General features: G+C 55.9%; 21 protein-coding genes and 2 pseudogenes. 14 read left to right on the forward strand and 9 right to left on the reverse strand.

Going from position 1 to position 22,789, the window contains the following annotated elements; genetic code table 11:
• The first annotated feature begins 52 nt into the window (after window positions 1-52).
• Together ACFQS4_RS10080 and ACFQS4_RS10085 are read left to right on the forward strand one after the other, a co-directional pair.
• Window positions 53-1,123, forward strand: a complete 1,071-nt coding sequence (locus ACFQS4_RS10080; protein ID WP_497901386.1) for a hemolysin family protein — start codon at window positions 53-55, stop codon at window positions 1,121-1,123.
• A gap of 73 nt (window positions 1,124-1,196) precedes the next feature.
• Window positions 1,197-1,622, forward strand: coding sequence for a universal stress protein (locus tag ACFQS4_RS10085; protein WP_497901387.1), 426 nt, complete (start codon window positions 1,197-1,199; stop codon window positions 1,620-1,622).
• 74 nt (window positions 1,623-1,696) lie between these two features.
• Here ACFQS4_RS10085 and ACFQS4_RS10090 read toward each other — a convergent pair.
• Window positions 1,697-2,728: pseudogene (locus ACFQS4_RS10090) on the reverse strand (DUF7972 family membrane protein).
• Window positions 2,729-2,818: 90 nt separating this feature from the next.
• On the opposite strand from ACFQS4_RS10090, the gene ACFQS4_RS10095 reads away from it, so the two are divergent.
• Window positions 2,819-3,520 carry a DUF2238 domain-containing protein gene (locus ACFQS4_RS10095; protein ID WP_500193112.1) on the forward strand — a complete coding sequence of 234 codons (702 nt, stop codon included), beginning with the start codon at window positions 2,819-2,821 and terminating at the stop codon, window positions 3,518-3,520.
• A gap of 146 nt (window positions 3,521-3,666) precedes the next feature.
• Window positions 3,667-3,927, forward strand: coding sequence for a hypothetical protein (locus ACFQS4_RS10100; RefSeq protein WP_497901389.1), 261 nt, complete (start codon window positions 3,667-3,669; stop codon window positions 3,925-3,927).
• A gap of 140 nt (window positions 3,928-4,067) precedes the next feature.
• Here ACFQS4_RS10100 and ACFQS4_RS10105 read toward each other — a convergent pair whose 3' ends face one another.
• Window positions 4,068-5,351 (reverse strand): cation:proton antiporter domain-containing protein, encoded by a 1,284-nt coding sequence (locus ACFQS4_RS10105; protein ID WP_497901390.1) that lies wholly within the window; start codon window positions 5,349-5,351, stop codon window positions 4,068-4,070.
• Between the two features lie 182 nt (window positions 5,352-5,533).
• On the opposite strand from ACFQS4_RS10105, the gene ACFQS4_RS10110 reads away from it, so the two are divergent.
• The 3 genes from ACFQS4_RS10110 (at window position 5,534) to ACFQS4_RS10120 (ending at window position 7,159) form a co-directional block, all read left to right on the forward strand.
• Window positions 5,534-5,905 (forward strand): formate/nitrite transporter family protein, encoded by a 372-nt coding sequence (locus ACFQS4_RS10110; RefSeq protein WP_497901391.1) that lies wholly within the window; start codon window positions 5,534-5,536, stop codon window positions 5,903-5,905.
• Window positions 5,906-5,959: 54 nt separating this feature from the next.
• Window positions 5,960-6,130 (forward strand): hypothetical protein, encoded by a 171-nt coding sequence (locus ACFQS4_RS10115; RefSeq protein WP_497901392.1) that lies wholly within the window; start codon window positions 5,960-5,962, stop codon window positions 6,128-6,130.
• 93 nt (window positions 6,131-6,223) lie between these two features.
• On the forward strand, window positions 6,224-7,159 hold the full coding sequence (locus ACFQS4_RS10120; protein ID WP_497901393.1) for a diacylglycerol/lipid kinase family protein: 936 nt from the start codon (window positions 6,224-6,226) through the stop codon (window positions 7,157-7,159).
• Window positions 7,160-7,421: 262 nt separating this feature from the next.
• Here ACFQS4_RS10120 and ACFQS4_RS10125 read toward each other — a convergent pair whose 3' ends face one another.
• The 3 genes from ACFQS4_RS10125 to ACFQS4_RS10135 form a co-directional block, all read right to left on the reverse strand.
• The gene (locus tag ACFQS4_RS10125) at window positions 7,422-8,150 is read right to left on the reverse strand and encodes a hypothetical protein (protein WP_497901394.1); all 729 of its coding nucleotides are present in this window, start codon (window positions 8,148-8,150) and stop codon (window positions 7,422-7,424) included.
• Window positions 8,151-8,393: 243 nt separating this feature from the next.
• The gene (locus ACFQS4_RS10130) at window positions 8,394-9,473 is read right to left on the reverse strand and encodes a phosphotransferase family protein (RefSeq protein WP_497901395.1); all 1,080 of its coding nucleotides are present in this window, start codon (window positions 9,471-9,473) and stop codon (window positions 8,394-8,396) included.
• Between the two features lie 744 nt (window positions 9,474-10,217).
• On the reverse strand, window positions 10,218-10,646 hold the full coding sequence (locus ACFQS4_RS10135) for a HalOD1 output domain-containing protein (RefSeq protein ID WP_497901396.1): 429 nt from the start codon (window positions 10,644-10,646) through the stop codon (window positions 10,218-10,220).
• Window positions 10,647-10,814: 168 nt separating this feature from the next.
• Here ACFQS4_RS10135 and ACFQS4_RS10140 point away from each other — a divergent pair, with 168 nt between their 5' ends.
• On the forward strand, window positions 10,815-11,015 hold the full coding sequence (locus ACFQS4_RS10140) for a hypothetical protein (protein WP_500193122.1): 201 nt from the start codon (window positions 10,815-10,817) through the stop codon (window positions 11,013-11,015).
• A gap of 65 nt (window positions 11,016-11,080) precedes the next feature.
• On the opposite strand, the pseudogene ACFQS4_RS10145 reads toward ACFQS4_RS10140, so the two are convergent.
• The 3 genes and pseudogenes from ACFQS4_RS10145 to ACFQS4_RS10155 all read right to left on the reverse strand — a co-directional run.
• A pseudogene (locus ACFQS4_RS10145) lies at window positions 11,081-11,206 on the reverse strand (bacterio-opsin activator); the annotation flags it as partial.
• Between the two features lie 255 nt (window positions 11,207-11,461).
• The gene (locus tag ACFQS4_RS10150) at window positions 11,462-13,741 is read right to left on the reverse strand and encodes a PAS domain-containing sensor histidine kinase (RefSeq protein WP_497901398.1); all 2,280 of its coding nucleotides are present in this window, start codon (window positions 13,739-13,741) and stop codon (window positions 11,462-11,464) included.
• Window positions 13,742-14,242: 501 nt separating this feature from the next.
• A complete protein-coding gene (locus ACFQS4_RS10155) occupies window positions 14,243-14,674 on the reverse strand; it encodes a response regulator (RefSeq protein WP_497901399.1) in 432 nt (143 codons plus the stop codon).
• Between the two features lie 266 nt (window positions 14,675-14,940).
• Between ACFQS4_RS10155 and ACFQS4_RS10160 the strand changes: the two genes are divergently transcribed.
• Entirely contained in the window at window positions 14,941-15,255 is a 315-nt protein-coding gene (locus tag ACFQS4_RS10160; protein WP_497901400.1) for a DUF7344 domain-containing protein, read from the forward strand.
• A 277-nt stretch (window positions 15,256-15,532) separates the two neighbouring features.
• Here ACFQS4_RS10160 and ACFQS4_RS10165 read toward each other — a convergent pair whose 3' ends face one another.
• Window positions 15,533-16,309 (reverse strand): SDR family NAD(P)-dependent oxidoreductase, encoded by a 777-nt coding sequence (locus tag ACFQS4_RS10165; RefSeq protein WP_497901401.1) that lies wholly within the window; start codon window positions 16,307-16,309, stop codon window positions 15,533-15,535.
• Between the two features lie 173 nt (window positions 16,310-16,482).
• On the opposite strand from ACFQS4_RS10165, the gene ACFQS4_RS10170 reads away from it, so the two are divergent.
• The 5 genes from ACFQS4_RS10170 to ACFQS4_RS10190 all read left to right on the forward strand — a co-directional run bounded on the left by ACFQS4_RS10170 (window position 16,483) and on the right by ACFQS4_RS10190 (window position 22,723).
• Window positions 16,483-18,171 (forward strand): AMP-binding protein, encoded by a 1,689-nt coding sequence (locus ACFQS4_RS10170; RefSeq protein WP_497901402.1) that lies wholly within the window; start codon window positions 16,483-16,485, stop codon window positions 18,169-18,171.
• 338 nt (window positions 18,172-18,509) lie between these two features.
• The gene (locus ACFQS4_RS10175; protein WP_497901403.1) at window positions 18,510-18,890 is read left to right on the forward strand and encodes a hypothetical protein; all 381 of its coding nucleotides are present in this window, start codon (window positions 18,510-18,512) and stop codon (window positions 18,888-18,890) included.
• A 1,231-nt stretch (window positions 18,891-20,121) separates the two neighbouring features.
• Window positions 20,122-20,691: an SCP2 sterol-binding domain-containing protein gene (locus tag ACFQS4_RS10180; RefSeq protein ID WP_497901404.1), complete on the forward strand. Its 570-nt coding sequence runs from the start codon at window positions 20,122-20,124 to the stop codon at window positions 20,689-20,691.
• A 4-nt stretch (window positions 20,692-20,695) separates the two neighbouring features.
• Window positions 20,696-21,901: an acyl-CoA dehydrogenase family protein gene (locus ACFQS4_RS10185; protein WP_497901405.1), complete on the forward strand. Its 1,206-nt coding sequence runs from the start codon at window positions 20,696-20,698 to the stop codon at window positions 21,899-21,901.
• Between the two features lie 198 nt (window positions 21,902-22,099).
• Entirely contained in the window at window positions 22,100-22,723 is a 624-nt protein-coding gene (locus ACFQS4_RS10190; protein ID WP_497901406.1) for a hypothetical protein, read from the forward strand.
• Window positions 22,724-22,789: the final 66 nt, after the last annotated feature.

The raw sequence follows: 22,789 nt of genomic DNA on the forward strand, positions 1-22,789 counted from the left end.
AACGACCCGTCTTTCCACACTAATTTGTACCGTCTCATGCTATTGTTCGGTGATGGAGCCATTCGAGATCAGTCTACGGATCGTGGCGGGGATCCTCCTCATCGGGCTGAACGCGTTTTTCGTCGCGATTGAGTTCGGTCTGACCCGCGCCCGGCAGTATCCCAAGGCAGAGTTCGATACCCCGTCACTCCGACTCGCGTGGGAAATGACCGACGATCTCGAATTCTACCTGACGACGTGTCAGATCTGGATTTCCGGAACCAGTATCGCGTTAGGGATCGTTGCCGAGCCCGGGTTGGCAGCGCTATTCGAGCCGCTCTTCGACAATACGGTGCTCGCCTCGATCGGAGCTGGCTCGTTACTCGGATTTTTTCTAATTAACCTCATCCACCTCACTCACGGGGAACAGACGCCCACGTATCTCGGCGTCGAACGTTCGAAGCAGGTCTGTCGTTACGGGGCGCGACCGCTGTACTGGTTCGCCAAGGTGCTTGCGCCGGCGATCTGGTTCGGTGACTGGATTGCGAAGCGGACCCTCGGACTGTTCGGTATCGAAATGACTGGAGCGTGGCGTGAAACTGAACAGGAAGTCATCGAGTCTCGCGCCGACCTTCGGAATCGACTCGGGTCAGTCCTCGAAGAAGGCGATCTATCGGACGAACGTCGCGAGGAAGTGATGAACGCATTCAACATCGGCGAGCAATCCATCAGTGAAGTGATGGTGCCGTCCGAGGAGATCGTCGCTGTATCGACCGAAGACGATTCCGAAGTGAACCTGCAGAAGATGGAAGACCGACCGCAAACCCGGTATCCGCTCGTCGGAGATGACCTGACCGATTTCCGTGGCATCGTCTACACTCCAGTCCTTCTCAGACATCGCGAGGAAGTGGCCGACGGTGACATTGACTTCGCCGAATTAGCAGCGCCGCCAATGACGCTCTCGCCCGACGCGGACGTCAGTGATGCGATCGATCAGTTCCAAACGGAACGTCAAGAACTCGCCCTCGTGATTGAAGACGGGGACGTCGTCGGGCTGGTCACCGTGACCGATCTGTTAGAGGCGATTATGGGCGACATCGAAGATCCGCTCGATCAAGAACACTTCGAAGCCACCGACGAGTGAGAGTGAGCCGTGGGGGAAGATTGCCTTCTGTTGTGGTCGAGTTTTATGGCCATAGATACTGTGATTGGAACCAATGTACGATACGATTCTAGTTCCGACGGACGGGAGTGAGTCGAGTGCTGCTGCCGAAGATCACGGTGTCAGTGTCGCTAAACCCCATGCAGCGACGGTCCACTTTCTACACGTGATAGACGCCGGGACGGAAATGGCCGCCTCCGGGAGTATTGCACCAGAGCTCACAGAGACGCTTGAACAAGAGGCAGACGAAATCCTCGAGACGGCATCAACGAAGGCTGACAATAGTGATGTGACATCCGAACAAGTCGTGCGCGAAGGCGTCCCTCACGAAGTGATCGCCGAGTACAGTACCGACAATGGGATCGATCTCATCGTCATGGGAGCGAGTGGCCGATCTGGAATCAAAGACCACCTGCTGGGAAGTTCGACGGATCGTGTCATCCGGTCGGTTGATACGTCTGTCCTCATCGCACGTCCCTAATAACCGATATTCTCAACGATCGATACGCTCCTATTTTCCTCAGCGTGGCTCCGCCTTTGACCAGCAGGGTGTTGTTAAGAAGTGAACGGCGTAATCGCTGCGATCTGTTGAGCGACCGTTGCGATACGAAGGACGAACGCTATCAAGATCGCAAGCGGTAGAAGTCCAATTAAGACGGTGAGGACACTCAGAATGACCACCCTCGGCATAGAGGGCGAAGACCCTGTATAGGTGGTAAGTTGGAAGAGAAGCGTGAGAGGGACCGAGACAGATAATAGGCTGATATAGAGGAGCGATCACGATAGTTTAGCAAGCTCTTCTTTCATAAAGATTGTCGTGAAGTATTGACGAGCAACGTTGAGGTTCTCCAGGTCCGACGCGACCTGGTCAAGCATCGTGTGGAGCTGTTCGCGGCTCTCTTCGCCGTATCTCGCCTGTAGCCGGTGGCACTGGTGGATGAAGTCTCCAAAGTCGACGCCGAGAATTGGAGCGATCACGTTTGACAAGGTATCAGAAGCCGGTTCCAACTGATCGCTAATCTGTTCGCACTGCTTTGGAAGATCTGTTACAAGCTCGTCCCTCCCTTCGTCGGGCGTTCCGGGAAGGACCGCTTCGAGTGAGAGGGCGTGCTGACGGGTCTGTTGGAGGAGTTGGTGAAGAAAGTCCGATGGGTCGGTTGGAATCGGCTGCTGGTCGAGCGCTGCCTGCCGATACTCCGCTGTTCGTTCGATTTCTTCTTTCAACGAATCGGGTGATTCCAGTTCTTGCGAGAGAATTACCTGGTTGATTGCCACTACGACAGTAATGAGCGTGATATTTCCCGTTACGAATGCACTCGCCATATACGTCAATGGAGTGACATTTCGAACACTGAATCGAGTAAGGTTTGGAACGAGTACTACCCCTAGCATGAGAAAAAGCATCCCGATGGCGACAAGATGGCGATGACCGGAGAGGAGAACCCATCTTTTGAATTGTGCTCTCATTTCCCCAACCCATGAACCACTAGTAGTGCAAAAAGACCATGGTGAACCCGGATGGCGTAAGCTATTGTGTCCGGCACAGTTACAGTACCCGACGAGTCCAACAGAGTGGGGGGTTGTCATCACGACTATTAAACAATTAGAATGCTGATCTACCTGATTAGTTCACTACCCTGGATACCGTTCTTCGTAACATATGCCTGGTTTCAATGAATGAAAACGCGAAGCATCTATAGCCAGTCGGCAATAAACGGAGACATCGGTCCCCGCATGATTACTGCTTTCGCAGCCTGGTTCCGCTCGCAGAGAGGGAACGATACTGAACGGACCGCGAACCTCACTCTTCAATTCGCTATCGTCGCTTCGCTCGTCGAAGGCGTTCGTCGGCGCGATCCGAGCGTAATCGTCAACAGCATCGTCTCGCTTCTGTTTGCAGCGATGCCAAGATATCTAGAGAACAGATACGGTGCCCGTTTCCACCCGTGGCAACGACTGTGGGTCTCGGCAGCTGCGTTGGTCCACACGCTGGGGATGCTGGGGCCGTACGATCGGATTTGGTGGTGGGATCACCTCGCTCATACGTTATCCGGTGTCGTTGTCGCAGGGGCCACAGATGTCGCGATTCGAGCGGAGGCCAAAGAGGATACTCAAGGGAAATTCTCGCCGAAATCAAGACCTGCGGTAATTACGGGGGTGACACTCGGGTTCGGAGTTTTCTGGGAGGCACTCGAATACGTCATCCATGCAATCGCCGATCAGCGAGGGTTCGAACCACTACTCGTCCACTACGGACGGTTAGACGCGATTGGAGACATCATCTTCGACCTATTAGGGGCGGGTCTCGTGGTCGTATTTGGTCGACAGAGGCTTTCCAATATCATTGCATCAATTTCGGACGAGGGCGACCAACGATGAGTAAATGTGACCACAAGAGAGAAACGGTGACTCGGGTCAAATGGATAACAGAGGGCTCGTCAATATCGTGAAAATCACCGCGAGGAACTCTACACCTTGCTAATACTGCCACCTCTCTTATAATCATCTGAATGCTAGCCAAAAGCATGGTTGAAGTAAACAAGGTAGAAACGGAGGACGACTATATTCACGTCCGGTTTAGAGATCCGGATCAATTCGACGAAATTCGGACACCCGATTGGGCCGAAGAGCCCGCTCAATCGGTCTCTGAGGGGAGTGAAGTACGAATGGGACAGAAAGAAGATAGTGACGACTGGAAGGTAGAGTCCGTTCTCATCAAAAAAAGTGTAGGAGAAGATAAGGCCAAAGACCAGGCACAAGATATCGTCGAAAAGATCGAGTCGTAAAGATTCCCTTGCCATCGCCACATCGGGAGGACCGCGAGACTCGCGACTACAGCAGCGAACGTGTCCTGGTCACTCAAGGTTTCAACCGGTCAGATTGTATCAGTTTATCAGATTACTCGAGACGGCCATACTCTGGACGTTCACCCCTCCGAGAACGCTGACGATTCGTCGTTTCCGTTCGACGACTCTGGCTGGAGCCGATCGATCGCCTGACCGTACAGTTTCGTGAACGGCGTAGCCGTAATTCCGTGAACGAGTATTGAACTCGCGATGACGAGACTGGCTACCTTCCAGATGATCGCGTTGCCCAGTATTCGGTGAGCAACCGTCGCGTAGAACAGCGCTGCGATCCCGATCGGGCCAAACCAGCCCGCGAATAGCGAGTCGCGACCACTGTCGATTGACCGCACTGCCTGCCAGAAGATCACCATCATCGGCAGGCGCCGTAGAAGCAAGATACCGGCCGTGAGAGCTACGCTGGCCCAGCCGAGCGAAACCCACTGCTCGACTGGGAGAACGATACCGAAAAACACGAAGATCGGGAACGTGAATAGACGAAGTACCGTCTCCTGAACTTTCTGCTCGTCGGCTTCGTCCGCGGCGTCAGCGAACTGGTTGAAGAGGAGCCCGGCCACGAACGCCGCGAGAATTCCGTCGCTGCCGAGCAACTTAACCCCGCCCAGGACAGCAAAGGTGAGCGCGATCGTGACGCTCAACAGCGACGTCTCCTCGAGAAACTCGTGTTCGTGGGATTTGCGTTCAATCCAGCCGGCGGCTGCGCCGACCGCCGCGCCGACGAGCACGGCAACGCCGACTTCCCACAGGAGCGTCGAGACCAACCAGTCCGTGATCGCCCGCTGCGGCGGATGCTGGAGTACCAAAATTGGAAGGAAGACGAGCGGATACGCGAGACCGTCGTTGGCTCCTGATTCGGCCGTGAGAAGGTTCCGGATCGACTCCGGAATATACTGTTCTGCGGTAGTACCGGTGACAATTGTCCCGGCGAGAACTGGATCTGTAGGCGTAACGATTGCTCCGATGAGCAACGCGATCCAGAGCGGCACATCCAGGAATGCATATACCAGTACGCCGCTCACAACCCACATTCCGATCATTCCCGGAACGAGAATCAACGCCATTGAACGCACGTGATCCCGGATGTACCGTTGCGGGAGTCGGAGTGCGGCGGCCATAACGGCGAGCCCTACCGTGAGACGTGCGAACTGTTCTATGATCGTGAACGGATCGCCCCAACTGGAAAGGTGAATCAACTCCAGTCCTAGAGGTCCAATCACGAGGCCGAGAAGCACTGCTACTATCGGCTCGGAGATGAAATACACTTTACTTCGCATCAGTCCAGCGGCGAGGCTCAACAACAGCGCCAGGCTACCGATCGTAACGAATGCGATGTTTAACTCTTCCATACGTGTCGCTTCTTCAAGTGGTGAGATCGTTATCGCGAGCTGGCAGCTTGGAAACGTATGTGTCGACTAGATGGACCTTGAGAGACGAAATAGTGATTTGGCCTGCAAACGCTGCAACACCATTTCAGTCCGGATAAAAGCTGATGCATGCACTCATTCCGCGTACCACGTAGCCTCAGCCGATGGGCAATGCCTTCTGGCTCAACCACAATCTTGAGCAGACCAAGGCTATCTCGTCGATTAGCAAGCTGCCGGAGCACCATCGTGTGTTCAACGTTACGAACAACCGCGATACAGCGGCGAAGGCGGCCGCCCAAAACGGTTCGTGGCTGCTCGGGTCTCTCCTTCGGCTGTGGATCGTCACCCTCGTCGTCAATCTCATTGGCGGGTTCCTCTTCGCATTCGCCTTTGCCGTCGATGGTGACCCTCCATCCGGCTCGGCACACGCACTGTCACGGACGGCCGAAGAGTTCGTCCATCGGCTGATGGGAGGAATGTTCGCGAGAGCCATTATCGGTGGTGTGCTCGTGAGCTTACTCTCGTTCCTCATATAGGCCGTTAACAGCGTTCGGAGCCGCATCGCACTGGTCTACCTGGTCGGGTTTCTGTTGGCCCTCAGGCCGTTCGACCCTGTCATCGTCACTGCAATCCACGCCTTTTTCGGGCTCCTCTTCGACGCCCCAATCGGTTACGGGAAGCTGGCCGAAACGATTGTCATCGCGACTGCAGGGAACTTTGTCGGTGAAATTGGCCTCGTTACGTTTACCCACGTCGCCTAGGCGGTGGGTACGGAGAAATGAACGCATTGGGGAACAAGAACCCGGCCGCATCCAGCCCAGAGTACTTGGGCACTCACTCCATCCGATTCTACAATGACCAATAGAGATGTGGATTCGACGGAGGAGACGACCGAGAACAGGCGGCGTCTCGTTCTCAATCCGACGAGCGGGGAGGGTGATCACGTTGAACAGGCCACTCGACTCGCCGCTGATCACGGATTTCAGACCGCCGAGACAGAACGCGCCAGCCATGCAGTCGACCTCACGATGCAGGCCGCGGCCGACAGTGTCGACCTCCTCGCAGTCTGCGGCGGTGATGGAACCGTCCACGAAGCCGTTCAGGGACTCGTCGCGGCCGACGCACTCGAGGACGTGACGCTTTGTATCATCCCTGCAGGAACCGCGAATATCACCGCGTCGGCGCTGGGGGTCGATAGCATACGCGACGGATTCGCGGCCGTAGAGCGGGGCAACACAGAGCGACTCGACCTGGGGACGGCCGACGGCGAGCCGTTCGTGATGTCGGCCATCGCAGGCCTCCCCGCTGCAGCGAGCACATCCGCCTCTGGAGACCTCAAACAGCGGATCGGCACGCTCGCGTTCATCGTCGAGGGGCTGCGGACCGCTCGGGAGTTCGATGGGCTGAAGGTGGCGGTCGGTGCCGTCGCCGGCGATGAGAAGTACGCGTGGCACGGAGAAGCGCTGTGTCTGCTGATCGGCACTCTCCGACACTTCACCGGGGAAAACGAGCCATCGAACGCCGAAGGTGGCCACTTCGAGGTGACGATCGTCGATCGAGTACCGCCGACGGATGCGATTACCGAGGCCGTCGAACGACGGCTCTTCAGTCGCGATACGCCCCACGTTACGACGATCGAAGCGTCCGAACTCGAAGTTGTCGCCCTCGAGGACGAGCCGGTTCGGTTCAGTCTTGACGGGGAACGCAGAGAGTACGAGAAGGTCGAGATCGGCGTTCTGCCACGGGCACTTCGCGTTTGCGTGGGAGCAGAATATGGTTCGCAAACGTGAGCGAGGGCTCTAACAATAGACGGTGGAAAACAGGGATTGAAATAGGCAACCTCTCAGTGAAGTTCTTGGACATACCGATCGCTACCTTTCACAATCGGCTCTCAGTCTGTGCCACATTTGCGCTCTGTATGCAGCACTCACTCAACCAACTACTCGAGTACTGTCAGAAACGACGTGACCAACTCAGAGAATGAGTTCAGTACAGCGACTTCGGTTGTTTCACGATGAAATCAGTGAACTATCCGCTCACTACACGTGTTGATCAAAAGCATTCGAGGAGGTCGCCGTCTTCGACTGGATCGGGCGTCTCTTTTATGACCTTTCTCTCATCGCCGAAATACCGTTCATGGAGGCGGACGACTCCGGTCTCATCGACCCCGTAGACTGCCTCGTCGCTGAAATTATCATCACCGACGAAATGCCCGTCGTGCGTTCTGTACTCTACGGGTGGAGCAAAACTGATTCCAATGACCGTGATCTCGTCGTAGAGCTCAAGAACTCGTGTCGGATCTCCCCAGTTGTCAAGGGTCTCTGCTCCAGCGCTAATTGCTCGTTTCCCGTACTCCGACACGGCCTTGTTTTGCTGGTAGGCGTCTTCGTACTCGTACACGTACTCTATCAGCGATTCTTCGTCGAACGTACTCGGTGGCTCCGGATACGGCTTGATACCCACGCTGTGTAACTCGTCGATTTCACCGTTCGGCTTCTCTAACTCGAACGTCTCACAAACATCCCCGGTGGGTTCGGGGCGATCCGCGTTCGCACAGTTGCGACGACCGGCGATCGAGTCTGGACCGGGAAACGGGCCGTTGGTATGGTCATCTACCCACTCCGCTTTCGACGTACAGCCCGGGACAACGTTCTCATCGGTGGAGTTTTTATCGTCCAAATTGGCTGAATTTTCACCCTGTGGATTGAGGTTGGCGATGCAGCCACCCGTCTCGAGGAGAACACTCACAGCACCCGCAACGAGAAGTTCCCGACGATTCATACTGTATTGTCTGTCAGTACAATAAGGTGTCTTAAATAGGTACTCCAACCTCAAAGAGTGATTTGAGCTACAACTATTCGATACCTATCTCACCTATACTGACCGATCATCAACTCTCGCTGATTGTCTCTCGTCTCGTGGCACATTCGCGCAGTCTATTCAGCAGACACTGGACGAGTTGCCGAATCGTTGTCAAGAGAAGCAATGCAAGATACTGAAGAGGTATTCAGCAGAGTCCAATAATCAGAGATACTGCTCGACGAACGCTCGATGCTCGTTTGCACGCTCATCACGCTTTTCTTCCGAAGCATCCTGATACCAGAGCGGAAGGCAGGCCATTGCCCCTAACCGGCACGCGAGTCGGTACACGTCCATCCGTTCAAGGATTGGTTCATCGAACGACCACTCAGTTCGTGTCTCAGTATAGGCGGCTCGGAACGTTTCGCGTAAGTGGCTGGTCTGCTGAGGACCATCCGCTTCTGGGCTCAGTAGATAGAACTCTGTCTGTGCGAGATTATTCGCTGGCTCAGCTGCCGAAAGGTTCGCCCAGTCGAGAACAGCCTGTGTTTCCCCCGCTTCCGGATTGATCAGTAGATTTCCAAATCGGTAATCCCAGTGGCAATAGGTCGGTTCACCGGGGGTCGGCAGTGCTGGTACCCTTGCTCGGAGATACTCCCGGACCTCTGGCACAAGGTCGTCAAAGCGTGTCGGGTCGTCCGCAAGTTCGGGATAGAACCCACCATTGGCGAGACTGTCGAGCGTCTCCTCACAGTCGGCTAAGACTTTATCACGAAAGTCGTCGGAGCGAGGGTACTTCTCTGTATCCAGTACGGTCAACTCACCGTTTTGAGCCCCGACCTTGCCTGCGGCAGGGAGCGGTCCGAGCTCATGGAGTTCCGCGAGATTTTGGCCTGCCTCTCGCAGAAGTGTCTCACGAACATCTATTGATAGCTCTTCGGCCTGCCCTTCATAGTTCTCACCTTCGATATATTCCATTAGATAGAACGGAGCCGGATACCTCTCGTGATCGTCACAGTAGCCAAATACTGCTGGTACAGGAATGTTGGTTTCTCGGTTCACGAGCATGAGCAACCGAGGTTCTGATCGTGCGATAATGGGATCGACAAAACCAGCTGTCGTCGCTTTAAGTACAACAGAACGTCTTTTCGGTGTCCGAACGTCAAGAATTGCGACGAGGTCAGTGCCGTGAGTGCTCCGTTTGATGGCGGCGACACGCCAGCGCGGTTTGAGTGCTTCAACCATTCCACGTACCTCCGAATCGGTAATTTGCTCGGAGCGGGGTTTGGGGGTCTCTATGGTCATATGGGGTACTCTCAACCAGATAGGTAGAAATGTTCCGATACCAACTTGTATGCCCCATTCGCGCCCTGTATTCAGCAGATCGTGAGCAAACTACCGAAGCGCTGTCAAAAGTGACGTGTTGAATACAGAGAATAGATGCAGTGAATCCGCTCTGTTTCTTCCATCCAGTTAGTTCTGAACCATCGGATCAGGTGACCTGCGCAAGGAACGCTATTAGAAGATAGGCGGGGGGTTTATGGACTCTGTTCGAATACTAAACACAATGTCTCTTCAGGAGGTTTTGGGACCGGACTCCCTCAATCAAATTGTCTACGTTATTCTTTTATGGGCTATCATCGTGTTCGCGTCTACTTTCATCTTCGACGAGCAAATTGTACGATTAGAAACGGTCATTGGAACGGTAATCCTCCTTGTATGGGTCGTGTGGGGCGTTTATTATCGCCTTGAGCAGGTACAACGGAAGCGATACCGGTGAAAAAGTAACCGTTGACCACACCTTATGGTCACCTCCACGAGCAAACTGTAGTGAGCGGTCACCAACTTTCAAATCCGGCGAGATCTCGTGACCCATTCGCGCTCTCTATTCAACAGACGAGATCAGACCTGGCGAATTTTTATCATGAACTGCCTGCTGGATATAGAGCATAGATGCAGCACAGCAGAGTCGTTTGTTTCACAATCTCAGGCCGGAACCAACTGATACACACAGATACGAACTGACCGCTGAGGTCTCCAATAGCCCTCTTACTCGTAATAGACTTGCAACTTGTCTCCGTCGATGTGTACCTCGTACTCAGTGATCATGAACGAAATCGAGATCGTGCTCTTGTCGGTAACAAGTGCATCAAGCGCTTCTGGGTCAACAAAATCACAGAGGGTACCGTCCACTTCGTCTGAGAGATTAACTGGCCGTGCGTCTTCCAGTGAAGCAAGCGCATTGATGACGGCCATGCTCGGGTCCACATCCGACCAATCATATCGCCTCTGAACCGACTCAGTCGCTGTCATAGTTCCACGTTCCAGAGTAGGACTGGACTCGGATATTTTTGGCGTGATGGATTTGCGCGTAGCTTCCTGTAGCAACTTCTGCACCGTTCCGGTATGCGCTTTGTAGGGGGGGGTGTTGAGCGCTTGTGCTAACTCTGCCTTGGAGGTAGGTGAATCAATTGCCATTATCTGTTTCACAATATCGGTGCAATAAACAGAGTGACACGGCATGGTACACAATGGTGAGTGAATACCGATCAGCCAATCAACTGTAATGATGCCCTGAAATTGCCGGGTTCACGTTTTATGCCCTCACACGAAACGGTCTCTACTACGGCCTGGAAGTGTAACGATATGAGTAACACTGGTAAGGGAGATACTCGGACGATAGCGCTCTGTACGACGTGCGGCTCAATGTACGCCGCACGCGAGAAACCCGATGGAACGGTCCTCCCAATCGGTAGGAACGGATGTTCGTGTGAGAATGCCGCGTTCAAAAAAATAGCTTTGGAGCTTGAAGCCGATGAAACTGGACCGGATAAGATACCTGATTGATCAAAGTCTTTCTTATACTGATCACTCCTCTTCGTAAGAGAGGGAGGCGTATTTAGGCAACTTCTTGACTCCACCGTTTCGGGAAGAGTCCTCCCGAGGATGTGTTTTATCCCCCGCCGGAGCCGAGATCCAACGGCTTGTTGAGAGATGCCGAGTTCGTCGCCGAGTTCTTCCATCTTGTGACTCTTCGGTTATGTTATCAACGTGGATACTTCCAATGCGAGTTCCCGTCTCTGAAGCGAAGGGGATCGAATCTAAACACCCCGTAGTAGAAATCACACCAACTGTGGCAAGCACGTGACGGCGAGAAACTGAGAGTGTATCCATACGAGAAGTAATTATCATCTATTTACATATATCTCCCCTGACGATATTTGTTGGACCTGAATCTTGCAGAGACTCGATGAATTGTCGATATAGTGTCAGACTCCGATTCCCTCAACAGGCTATTCGGCTTGATACGATTCCGAAACGGCGGGAAGTGCAAGCGAGAACGTCGCGCCCTCACCGGGTTCGGAGTCAACCCAGATCCGTCCCCCGTGACGTTCGACGATACGCTGACAGAGCGCGAGGCCGATACCCGTCCCCACGTATTCATCGCGACTATGCAGACGCTGAAATACCTCAAATATGCGCTCCTGATTGTCGGCCTCGATGCCAATTCCCTCGTCGCGCACCGAAATTATCCGCTCGTTTCCACGACAGTCGGCTTCGACGTAAATCCGAGGTGGCTCGTCGCCGCTGTATTCGATCGCGTTACTCAGGAGGTTCTGGAACAATTGCCGTAATTGGTTGACGTCGCCCTCGACACGGGGGAGGTCGTCGAGGTGTACTTCGGCATCACTCTCCTCAAGGTGAAACTGCAAGTCATGGAGAACATTGTCGAAGACGGCCTCGAGTTCGATCGCCTCGAACGAGTCGCCCTGCGTTTCAACACGAGAGTACTCGAGTAGACCGTCGATCATATTGCGCATTCGATCCGCGCCGTTGATGGCGAACGCCAGATATTCCTCACCATCCTCGTCAAGGTCGTCGCCGTAGCGCCGTTCGATCAACTGGAGATAGCTCGAGACCATTCGCAGGGGCTCCTGGAGGTCGTGGCTGGCCGCGTAGGCGAACTGCTCAAGCCGTTCATTCGAGACCTCGAGTTGCTCGATCGCTTCCTCGAGTTTCTGCTGGTACTCCAGGCGTTCAGTGATGTCCTGGGCCATCGTCATCCCAGCGAAGACGTCGCCGCGCTCGTCGGTAATTGGCACCGCGTGAAGGACCCACTCTCTACCCTCGTATTCGACTTCAACCGATTCTTCCTCGCCGTCGAGTGCAGCCTGGAACGCGGGCTCGAGGTCTGCTACGGTTTCGTCGGGCCAGACGTCGTGAAACGGGCGGCCTTCGAGATCATCGGGTTTGACGGGGATCCGATTGAACCCTTGTCCGGCTGCCAGCGTGTACTCAAGGTCGTGATCGAATAGCGTAACGAGACCGTTCGGGAAGTACTCGGCGAGGGTGCGGTACCGGCGTTCAGATTCCTCGAGATCGCGCTCGCGCTCCTTGCGCTCGGTGACGTCGCGAAAGTAGACTGAGATGCCAGTCTCGGACGGATACAGATTTGCTTCGATCCAGAAGTCGAACGTTTCGTAATAGAGTTCGTAGCTGGTCCCCTCCTGTGTTTCCAGAGCCGTATGGAATGCCTCCCAGACCTCGTCGATTTCGGCAGCGGAAGGAAAGACCTCCCCGAATGTCTTCCCAATGAGTTCGTCTTCGGAGTGTTGTAATAGCTCCTCGGCCCGCTCGTTGACGTGGGTGAATCGGAACTCTTCGTCGACTGCGTAGAACGCATCAGAAACCCGTCCGAAAATTTCGCCCAGTTCGGTCTCGAGTTCTCGTTCGCGCTCTTTGAGGGAGGTGACGTCTTCGCCGGTCGTAACGACTCGTTCGATTTCACCCGAATCCTCGAAGAACGGCGATGCGCTGACCGAAAGCCAGCGACGGTTGCCATTTGGCAGTTCGACTTGGAGTACCTCGTCGTGGACTGGTTCACCCGTCCGCAAGGTTCGCGCAAAGGGATGTTCATCCGTCGAGATTGGGTCACCGGATTCGTCGTAGACCGATCGCTTCGACGGATCATACGTCTCGGCCTCGTTCTCAGGGATATCGAGTAAGTCCTGAACGCGGTCGTTCATCCGCGTGACTTCGCCGTCTGCATTGATCACCATGATCCCGACGGGACTGGTTTCGAGAATTTGATCGATCAGGTCACGTTCGCGCTGGAGTTGCTGTTCACGTTCGTCGAGCGTCTGCTCTGTTCGTCTTCTGTCGGTAACATCACGGACGACGCCAACTGATCCCTGAAACGTGCCGTCTTCGATGAGCAGGCTCATCCGCAATTCGCAGTAGCGCGCCTCACCGGCAGCCGTTTCAGCCGTGATCTCGAAGGTTTCGTGTATGGAGCGACCGTTGGCGACGCACTCGGATATTTCTCGTTCGATTCGCCCAACATCGTCATCAGAGAGCAGAATCGAGGCGTGTTCGCCGAGGAGGTCGTCTCGTGCGTAGCCGCTAATCTCGACGATGATATCGTTGACTGCAACAAACCGACCAGCAGCATCAAGCTGGTAGATTCCGTCGTCGACAGTATTGACGAGCGTCCGGTAGCGTTGAATCGTCACAGAATTGTCGTCAGCATCGGCCCAGAACGCAGAATCTGTGGCGTCCGCTCGTTTACTCATGGTTTGATGGTAACCTCTTACACAAATAAATCCCGTGTTGGTTATGGGGGAGGGTACACAGGATGGATGAGTGGGTCCATTTGCTTCTCCCGCTCACTATCGCAGGTCCTCTTCTTGTTTTCGGATGAGGGGCAGAAGTCCTCGATAGTCCTGTGCAGACGACGAGATAGACGAAGTGGTTTTGATGAACCATCCTCTGTATTCAACGCACCCGTATTGGCAGATACTGGAGGAATCTCTGGTCAGTCTGTTCCACCGATCGCCCTCCCATCTGATTGGTCAACAACTTCTGATTCATTCGCGCCCTGTGTCATTGCAAAGACTCGACGAAATATCAAGACGCTGTCAGGATCGGTGTGCGAGATACAGAGGATGAGTTCAGCAATCCAGCTTCATTTGTTCCAGTCGAACTTCGTTGAATGTACTGATTAGCAGATTTTCAAACGTACCCACTGAGGTCTCTATCGTTTCTGGTGGTACTCGCTGTTTGACTCTGACTCCTTACGAATAGGACGGCATCCGAGCCTTCTCAATCCAAAACTCCCCCGTAGACTGAATTAGATCGACAAACGACCCAGGATTGGTAGGCTTCGTCAAGTAAGCGTTCGCGTGTTGTTCATAACTCAAAATAACATCATCACTACTTGCCGAACTGGTCAGCACAATCACTGGAAGTTGCCTCAGTTCAGAATCGCTTTTAATCTCCTCTAACACGTCAAATCCGTTTTTGCGGGGCAAATTCAGATCCAGCAATATCAAATCAGGGCATGGTGCTTCTTCGTCTTCCAAGAACTCAATTGCCTCAACCCCGTCCATGGCGACCTGGATGCTTACGTCAAATCCAGCATCTTGAAAGGCTATCTGAGTTAACTGAACGTCACCGGGGTTATCCTCTACAAGCAAAATAAAGGGAGTTGAATCGTTTTCAGTCACGTATATCAATGGGTTCCCATCTGTACTCGAAGTTGGCCGAATATTTGAATCCATCATTGTTAAATCTACCCGCCAATTACTTCGGTAGCTGATCGGAGAGATTGGCCCTCGACACAGCAACGACTTCTCTTCTACTGAGTAATCGCTACTCATTAGCTCGACGGACTGACGCCGACTTTATACCCTCCGCTTTTCTTGAGTTCTAAGAGGCTTTACCCAAAATAATTTGGCAGTTTCTTTTTTGTAGTCCCGTCAGAAGAAAGGCCATGGACCTGATCTTCACGGCATTGTCCGCTGGCCCGCGTCGCCGAATCCTGGCCGAATTGTACGACCAGCCAGCAGATGGCGTACAGGTCCCCGAGGCCATTCTCAATGACGGGGAGGAACGGAGAGATCTCGAAATCGCGTTGCACCACAAGCACCTCCCCCTGCTGGATGATTACGGCTTCATCGACTGGGACCCAGAGACGAGCAGAGTAATGAAGGGGCGTAGATTTGACGACCTCCAACCATTTCTTGAATCGCTCGACGACCAGGCCGACGAGGTATTCATTCCTTGCCCCAGAAAGGGCCAGTCGTAGGCGTACACCTGGAGTCACGATCTCCGAAGGGCGTCTTAGTAACGGATCACTGGCTCCAGGGGTGACGTCGTCGATCAGCAACCGTTCCCCCTGTAAATTGGCTTTGAAGCCGTGACACATTCGCGCTCTGTATTCAGCAAAGTCGCTAAAACCTATCACTGCTCGAGGGGTTCATCAAAGCCTGCGGTCGTGTGTCTTGCGAAAAAGACCCGCTGTCTCGAGACGAGCATGTCGGCGTCGGAGCGTAATCCAGGGCACAGAACGCGACGCCGGTCGATCAGAAACTGAAGAGGTCGATACCGCCGGTGACGCCGACGACCTGACCAGTGACGTAGTTCGCCTGCTCCGAACAGAGGTACGCGACCAGATTTGCGACGTCTTCCTCCCGGCCGAGCCGCCGCATCGGCGTCGCCTTGGCGATTCGGCCGAAGTGTTCGTCGACCTGTTCGAGCTGGTCGATCGGTAGATCCGCGAGCGCGCCGACGACGATACTCGGCGCGACGACGTTGCTCGTGATGCCGAGCTGAGCGCCCTCGAGTGCGAGCGTTTTTCCGAACCCGATCAGCGCCGCCTTCGTCGCGCTGTAGGACATCTGACCGAAGCCGCCCTGCCAGCCGGCCATCGACGACATGGTGACGATCCGGCCCCACTCGCGTTCTTTCATCTTCGGGTACACCGCCCGAGTGACGTTGTAGGTGCCCGTCAGGTTGACGGCCACGTCGCGGTCCCAGAGCTCGTCGTCGAAGTTCTCCATTTTGTCGCGGGCGTCGACCAGGCCGGCATTGTTGACCAGAACGTCGATACCGTCGACTTCTTCGTCGATGGCCGAAACAGTCTCCGCGACCGCATCCCGATCCGTCAGATCGCACGCGACGGCGTGTGCCGTCCCGCCCGCGTCTTCGACGTCGCTGACGACCGTCTCCGCGGCGTCGACGTCGACGTCCAGGGCGACGATTTCTGCGCCCTCTTCGGCGAGGACCTCGCAGTCGACGCTCCCGATACGACCACCCGCACCCGTGACGAGCGCAGTCTTGTCGTCCAGTCCGAAATCCATGCGTCAGTCGTGAACGGCGACGGAAAAGGAGATTGCTCGCCGGATCGCAGGGGGTTTATACTCCCTCGCTGGCACCGTCGACGATCCGCTAGCATCGTCGGCGAACGCGCTCTTCAACGCCCTCGGATACCAGTGAGTACGCTTTAGCGATTCAGTGGTGGTATTGTGAACAAATGCCAGACGACACGCTCTGGTCGAGCGAGTACGAACGGTTTGGAATCCCCGAGACCCTCGAGCCGTACCCGGACGATCCGGTCCACCAGCTTCTGTACGACGCCGCGGACGAACACCCCGATCAGGGGATCGTGCAATTCGGGCAGCGATTCACCTACCCCGACCTCAAAACGGACGTCGACCGGCTGGCAACCGCACTGCGCGAGCGCGGCGTGACGAAGGGCAGCCGGGTCGCGACGATCCTGCCGACCTCCGCACAGTTCGTCGTCGCCACGAACGCCATCTCGCGTGCCGGCGGCGTACACATCCCGAACGACTTCCTGGACGCCGAGGACGACCTGGTCTACCGACTCGAGCAGGGCGATCCGGAGGTACTGATCGGTCACGACGAACACCGGGAACTGATCCGCTCGCTTCAGGACGAGCTGGGCCTCGAGAACGTGATCCTGACCTCGCTCGAGGACTACTCGGACGATCCGCCGGCCGATCACGAGGAGATCGCCGGCGTCGAGTGGCTCCCGGACGTCGTCGAATCGGCGAACGCCGATCCGCCGGACGTCGCGTTCGACGTCGAGTCGGACGTCCACACGTTGTTGTTCACCGGCGGCACGACGGGACTGCCGAAGGGCTGTCGACTCACCCACCGGAACCTCACCGCGAACGCGCTCCAGGGCGTTGCCGCGCAGTCGCGGATGGCCCAGATGATGCGCGGGAGCGAGGCCGCGGTGATGGCGCTGCCGATGTACCACGCCTACGGTTACTCGATCACGAACAGCCTGCTCGAACTCGCACTCGACGTACTGATCGTGCCCGACGCGCGCGACACCGCGTACATGAGCGAACTGGTCAAGCGCCACGAACCGCTCATCATGCTCGGGGTGCCGACGCAGTTCATGGAGTTGGTCAACGAGACGTTCGAGTCGGACGTGATCGGGATCTCGGGTTCCGCTCCGCTTGCAAACGAGACGAAATCGGCGTTCGCGCGCGAGGCCGGCGGCGTCTCGCAGGGCTACGGTCTCTCGGAGATGTCGCCGATCACCCACTTCGACATTCACGGTCTCCACGACCTGCTGGGCGGCGGCGGAAGCGACGACGGACTGGACCATCCGACCATCGGGCTCCCGGTTCCCGACACGAACGTCAAACTTCGCGACGTCGACACCGGCGAGACCATTCCGCTCGAACGCGCCGCCGAGGAGGGGCTGGAGGGCGAGATGCTGGTCGACGGCCCGCAGCGAATGAAAGGCTACCTCGACGAGGAGAACGATCCCTTCGACGACGAGGGATACGTCGCGACCGGTGACGTCGCGAAAGTCGACTCCAGGGGTCGATTCTACGTCGTCGATCGCGTCAAGAACATGATCAACGTCTCCGGGCTGAAGGTGTACTCCGAGGAAGTCGACGAGTTCCTGTACGGACTCGACGGTGTCAAACGGCCCGCGACGATTGGCGTTCCCGATCCCGAGCGACCTGGCAGCGAGCGGGTCCGAATCTACATCGAGGAGGATCCGAACGCGGCCGTCGACCTCACCGAACGGGACGTGGTCGAGTACCTCGAGGGAAAGGTGCCGAAACAGGCGATTCCCTCGGAGGTCGTGTTCGTCGAGCGGGTTCCGCTGACCGATATCGGAAAGACCGACAAGAAGGCGCTCCAGGATGAAGCGACGCTCGACGTAAGCGTACACTGAACGACAGGACCGTCAGAAACCGAGCGATCGCACGCCTGCGGATCGAAGTTCTCCGGCCGAGTATGGACCACTCTCGTTGCAGGATGATAGACCAATCAGGCTTTATTGAAACCTTCAATTGGTGATAGGTTGTCGAAGCCGTGCTGAATACAGGGCGCGAATGCTGCACATCATCTGACCCGATCTACGAAAGGTGGTGACCGATCAGTTCAGGAAGTATACGCATAATTACCTCCAAAAAACATATAGTGGTAACACACTCATCACAAATGATAATGGCAATGATAACTCGTCGTCACCTCCTTGCTATTTGTGGGATTTCGGCGACAGCGGGTTGTATGGAACGTATCTCTGCTGACTCTGAGACTGGTATTCGGCTTGGCAGTATTCGGATAGCCAATACAACAGATGAAACACAGAAAGTCGATTTGTGGATTGAGAGAGACAACGAGTTTGTGTACCACGACAGCAATGAAATCGAGGCGAATAACGAGGTGTGGATCGAGCCAACGTGGTCGTCTAAGCCAGCAGAGTACGACTTCTATTATGTTATCAGTGGTGTAGACGAGTTGCAAGTCGCCAATCTCACTGAACTCCACGAGGAAGAGACAGAAGGAGACTGCCTCTTTGCAGATATATGGATTGTAGACGGGGTTGAGAATAGTACTGTGACAGCGAAGGATGTCGAAGAACAGGAGGCAGCCACCTGCAACTTCTAAGTCAACGGTCAGTACGCACGTGTAGTGAGCGGATGGTTCACCGATTTCGCTGTGATACAAACAACGTTCTCGTGCTGAACTCATCCTCTATATTCAGCAGACAACTCTTATAATCTACTGAGGATTACAACAAAACGTCCTAATCGCGTTTCAGATACCTCATAATCGGGTTCTACATCCGGAAGAGTAGGTTTGGTCTCTGTTCGAGGGCCGATTATGAAGATAGTCTAGGAAAGGTTTCACGATACCGGTCTCCCTCGAGAGCAAGGCTTGTGTCCCAATCGTCGAGTATGAGGATTCTCGAGGCGATTAGGGGCCATTCACGTATGTTTCAGTGATTTCTGAGACTGATGGTCGAGTGAGGTCCGTTTCGTGATCGGTACTCGCTACGTAGATGCAGGGCACGAAGCGTCAAACGTGCATAACCGGTTCGAGACGCGTTCTATGGTGTGTTTACCTTCTTGAAAAGTGTCTCAGTCTCTTCGGAAATTCTGGTGCTGTCTAGAACCCAAAACCGATAGCAGGGAACCGATTTTGAACTTTCGAGTCGTGTACTGACCGGGCCTACGATCGACTCGAGCGGGTGAGTGAGATCCCTCCGGAGAAGCCTCTAAACCGCCGAATCCGATTTCGTCAGATTGACTTGAGGCTCTCTTCATAGTGTTTCTCTTCCTGGTAACCGCCAACCCGGAAAACGCAAGAGGGAAACCGATTATGAATTTTTTGAGAGCGTGATTTGCCCCACTTTTCGGGTCACTCTCTTTCTCCTATTCACGTCTGTCACTGCCCTGGAAGCCATCTCGAGCGATAACCCCACTCAGAAATCTCTTCCTAGATTCGTTCATAGACCACTTCTACACACTTCTTCCGGACCACTACCGCGGTTATGATCACCAAGCTAGTCTGGGCAATACGATCATAGAAGCGCTCATCCCTCTGTGAACTCCTCTATTCGTTAGGGAGCATGTTCAGTTCGCACCCATCTGTACCGGTTAGTTCCATTCAATGTGGTTGAAATAAACGAGGTCGATGTTCTGCATCCATTCTCTAAATTCAGCACCCGATTCCTATCAACAGTTGAGGGTTTCAACAGAGCCGCCAATCAATATCTCGTCACTATTGAGATTGAGCATAAAGATCCGCGTATCCCATGGATCAGACTGTTCGAGGCGTGTCCACTACTCACTACCATCGGGATTCACCCCCGCACGGTGAACCCGGATCGATAGCTATGACGGACGACGAACTCATCAAAGACATCGAAGCATCGCTCGACAAATCCGACGACGAACTCGAGGACGACCTGCCGGACCTGCTCGGTCGGATGGAGGGCCAGACCGACGAGCTCGTCCGGGAGTACCCGGAGACGTTCGGTCGCGTGGTCAAGCGCATGGAGACGATGGACATCGCGTCGTTCGTCTCGGACAATCCCGAGACCGCAGACCAGTTCCAGGAACTGCTCTGGGCCGGGATGAACGTCCTCGTCGAGACCTCCTCCGAGGTGCAAGAGAACATCAACGAGGACATTACCGTCAACTTCGAGGCCGACGACTGTCCGATGGCGGGCCACCTCGAGGTCGACAGCGAGGAACAAACGATGCGGGGTGGTTCCGGGAAACTCGACGACCCAATGCTCGAAATCACCGGTCCCGCGGACACGCTGGTCGGACTCATCGTCGGCAGCGTCGACCCGATCCAGGGCTTCATGCAGCAGAAGTACGAGATGGACGGCCCCGTCCACAAGGGAACCCGCCTGGCACCGATCATGAACTCACTGTCCGAGCAGGTCCCTGCGGAGTAAGCGAATGCGCCTGACCGACGACCAGTTGGCGTTTCGCGACGACCTCCGGGAGTACCTCGAAGGCGAGATCGAGCCAATCGTCGACGAGAAGGACCGCAATGGACCGATGGGGCGCGACGATCTCGTCGGCTACCTGGACGACCTCCAGGAGCTCGGTATCGGCTTTACGCCTGACACCGTCCACCAGTACTTCGGCGACGTCTGGCGGTTCGTCATCGCGAGCGAGGAGATCAGTCGCGTCTGGCCGAGCCTGAACGTCGCCCTGCAGATGTCGTTCCCGGCGCTGTTCGTCCGCTTCGCCGCCGACGAGACCCAGCAGGCGATGCTCCCGAAATTCGAGGACAACCGGTGTATCGGCTGTCTCGCGGTGACCGAGCCCGAAGGCGGCTCCGATACGGCCCACCCGAACACCGTCGCCCGTAGGGACGGCGAGGAATTCGTCCTCAACGGCGAGAAGGTCTGGGTCGGCAACGCACAGATTGCCGACGTCGCGCTCGTCGTCGCCCACGACGCCTCCGAGGACGTCCAGGATATGTTTCTAGTCGACCGAGCGAACGCCGACTTCGAGACCGAGGAGATGAACAAATTGGGCTGGAAGGGCGTTCCGAACGGGCGCATGGTCTTCGAGGACGTCCGCGTTCCGGTCGAGAACCGATTCTCGACCATCTTCGGAGACGCCATCGCCGACGGACACGACATCTCCGAGATCGTGCCGTTTCCCGAGAGCGTCAGCCAGCTCTTCTTCGAGCACAAGCCGCTCAACGTCATGTTCTCGTTCATGCGAACGGGGATGGCGTTCATGGCCGTCGGAATAATGCAGGCGGCGTTCGACGACGCGCTTGCCTACGCCCAGGAGCGGGAAACCTTCGGGGAGCCGATCGCCGGCCACCAGCTGGTCCAGGAGAAGCTCTACGACGTCCGGGCGGCCATCGAGGCCTCGCGGGGCCTCTCTCGAAGCGCGGCTGAAGCGCTCGTCGACGGCGATCCCGACGCGCGACTGCTCTCGTCGCTCGCGAAGGGGTACGCCTGCGAGCGGTCGATCGAGGCGACCAGCGACGCGCTTCAGGTGCTCGGCGCCGCGGGGCTCGACCTCGAGAACCGCCTGGAGCGGTACTACCGCGACGCCCGCGTGATGACGATCCCCGACGGAACCACCGAGATCCAGAAGCTCATCGTCGGCAAGGAACTGACCGGCACGAGCGCGTACTGACGCGGTACGCTTGGGACTCGTTTTGCACTCCCACCGTCGGCCACTCATCTTCGGGCTCTCATCGTCGACCACTCGTCTCGAGACGGTGGTTTCGGCGGTCGTCGTTGCGAACGCTGACCCTGTTACGTATAAACCGCCGCGCATCCACGGAACAACATTGAGGCACGTTACCAGAGAACGGTACCGACAGACACCACGATGGCCGACACCAACGCAACTCCCGGAACCGACGCCAACTCGGGCGCCGATCCCGACGAGGTGGCGTCTCGAAGCGCGTTCGCGCCAGTCCTCGAGCGGGTCCGATCGCTCGAGGTCGACGCCAGAGAGATCGAAGCCGCGATCGCGGGCGGGATCGCCGGCGGATTCCAGGCGGCCCTGGTCCTGCAGTTGCACGACACCGACGCGATCCGGGAGATCGGGTCGATCTTCGGCGTGCCGACGCTGAACGGGGGGTGGCTCGCGATGTTCGCCCTTGGGGCCCTCTTCGCGCTGCCGTTTAGCCTGTTCGTCGCGAGCTCGATCGATTCGTTCGTCTCGAAGGTGATGATGCTCTCGAGTCGCAACGACTACCTCCGGAAGCTCCTCGTGCCGCTACTCAAGCGATCCGCGCTCACGACGACGACGCTCGGACTCGGCAACGGCTACGGGCTCGCCGTGGGCGTGCTCTTCTCGCTGTTCCTGATGCCGGCGTGGCAGACGGTCGTGATGGGCGTCCCAATGGCGATTCCCAATCTCACGGGTGACGGACTGTTCGGCGTGATCGCGTGGACGCTGTACGGCGGGACCCTCGGACTCGTGTACGGACTGATCATCGAACACTGAGTTCTGCCGTCCTCTCGAGCGATCGGAAACGGAAAACGCGAAACCGGGTCGCCGGCGGTTCGAACA

Origin of the sequence: Saliphagus sp. GCM10025317, from assembly GCF_042663665.1 — an archaeon.
Lineage (GTDB): Archaea > Halobacteriota > Halobacteria > Halobacteriales > Natrialbaceae > Natronosalvus.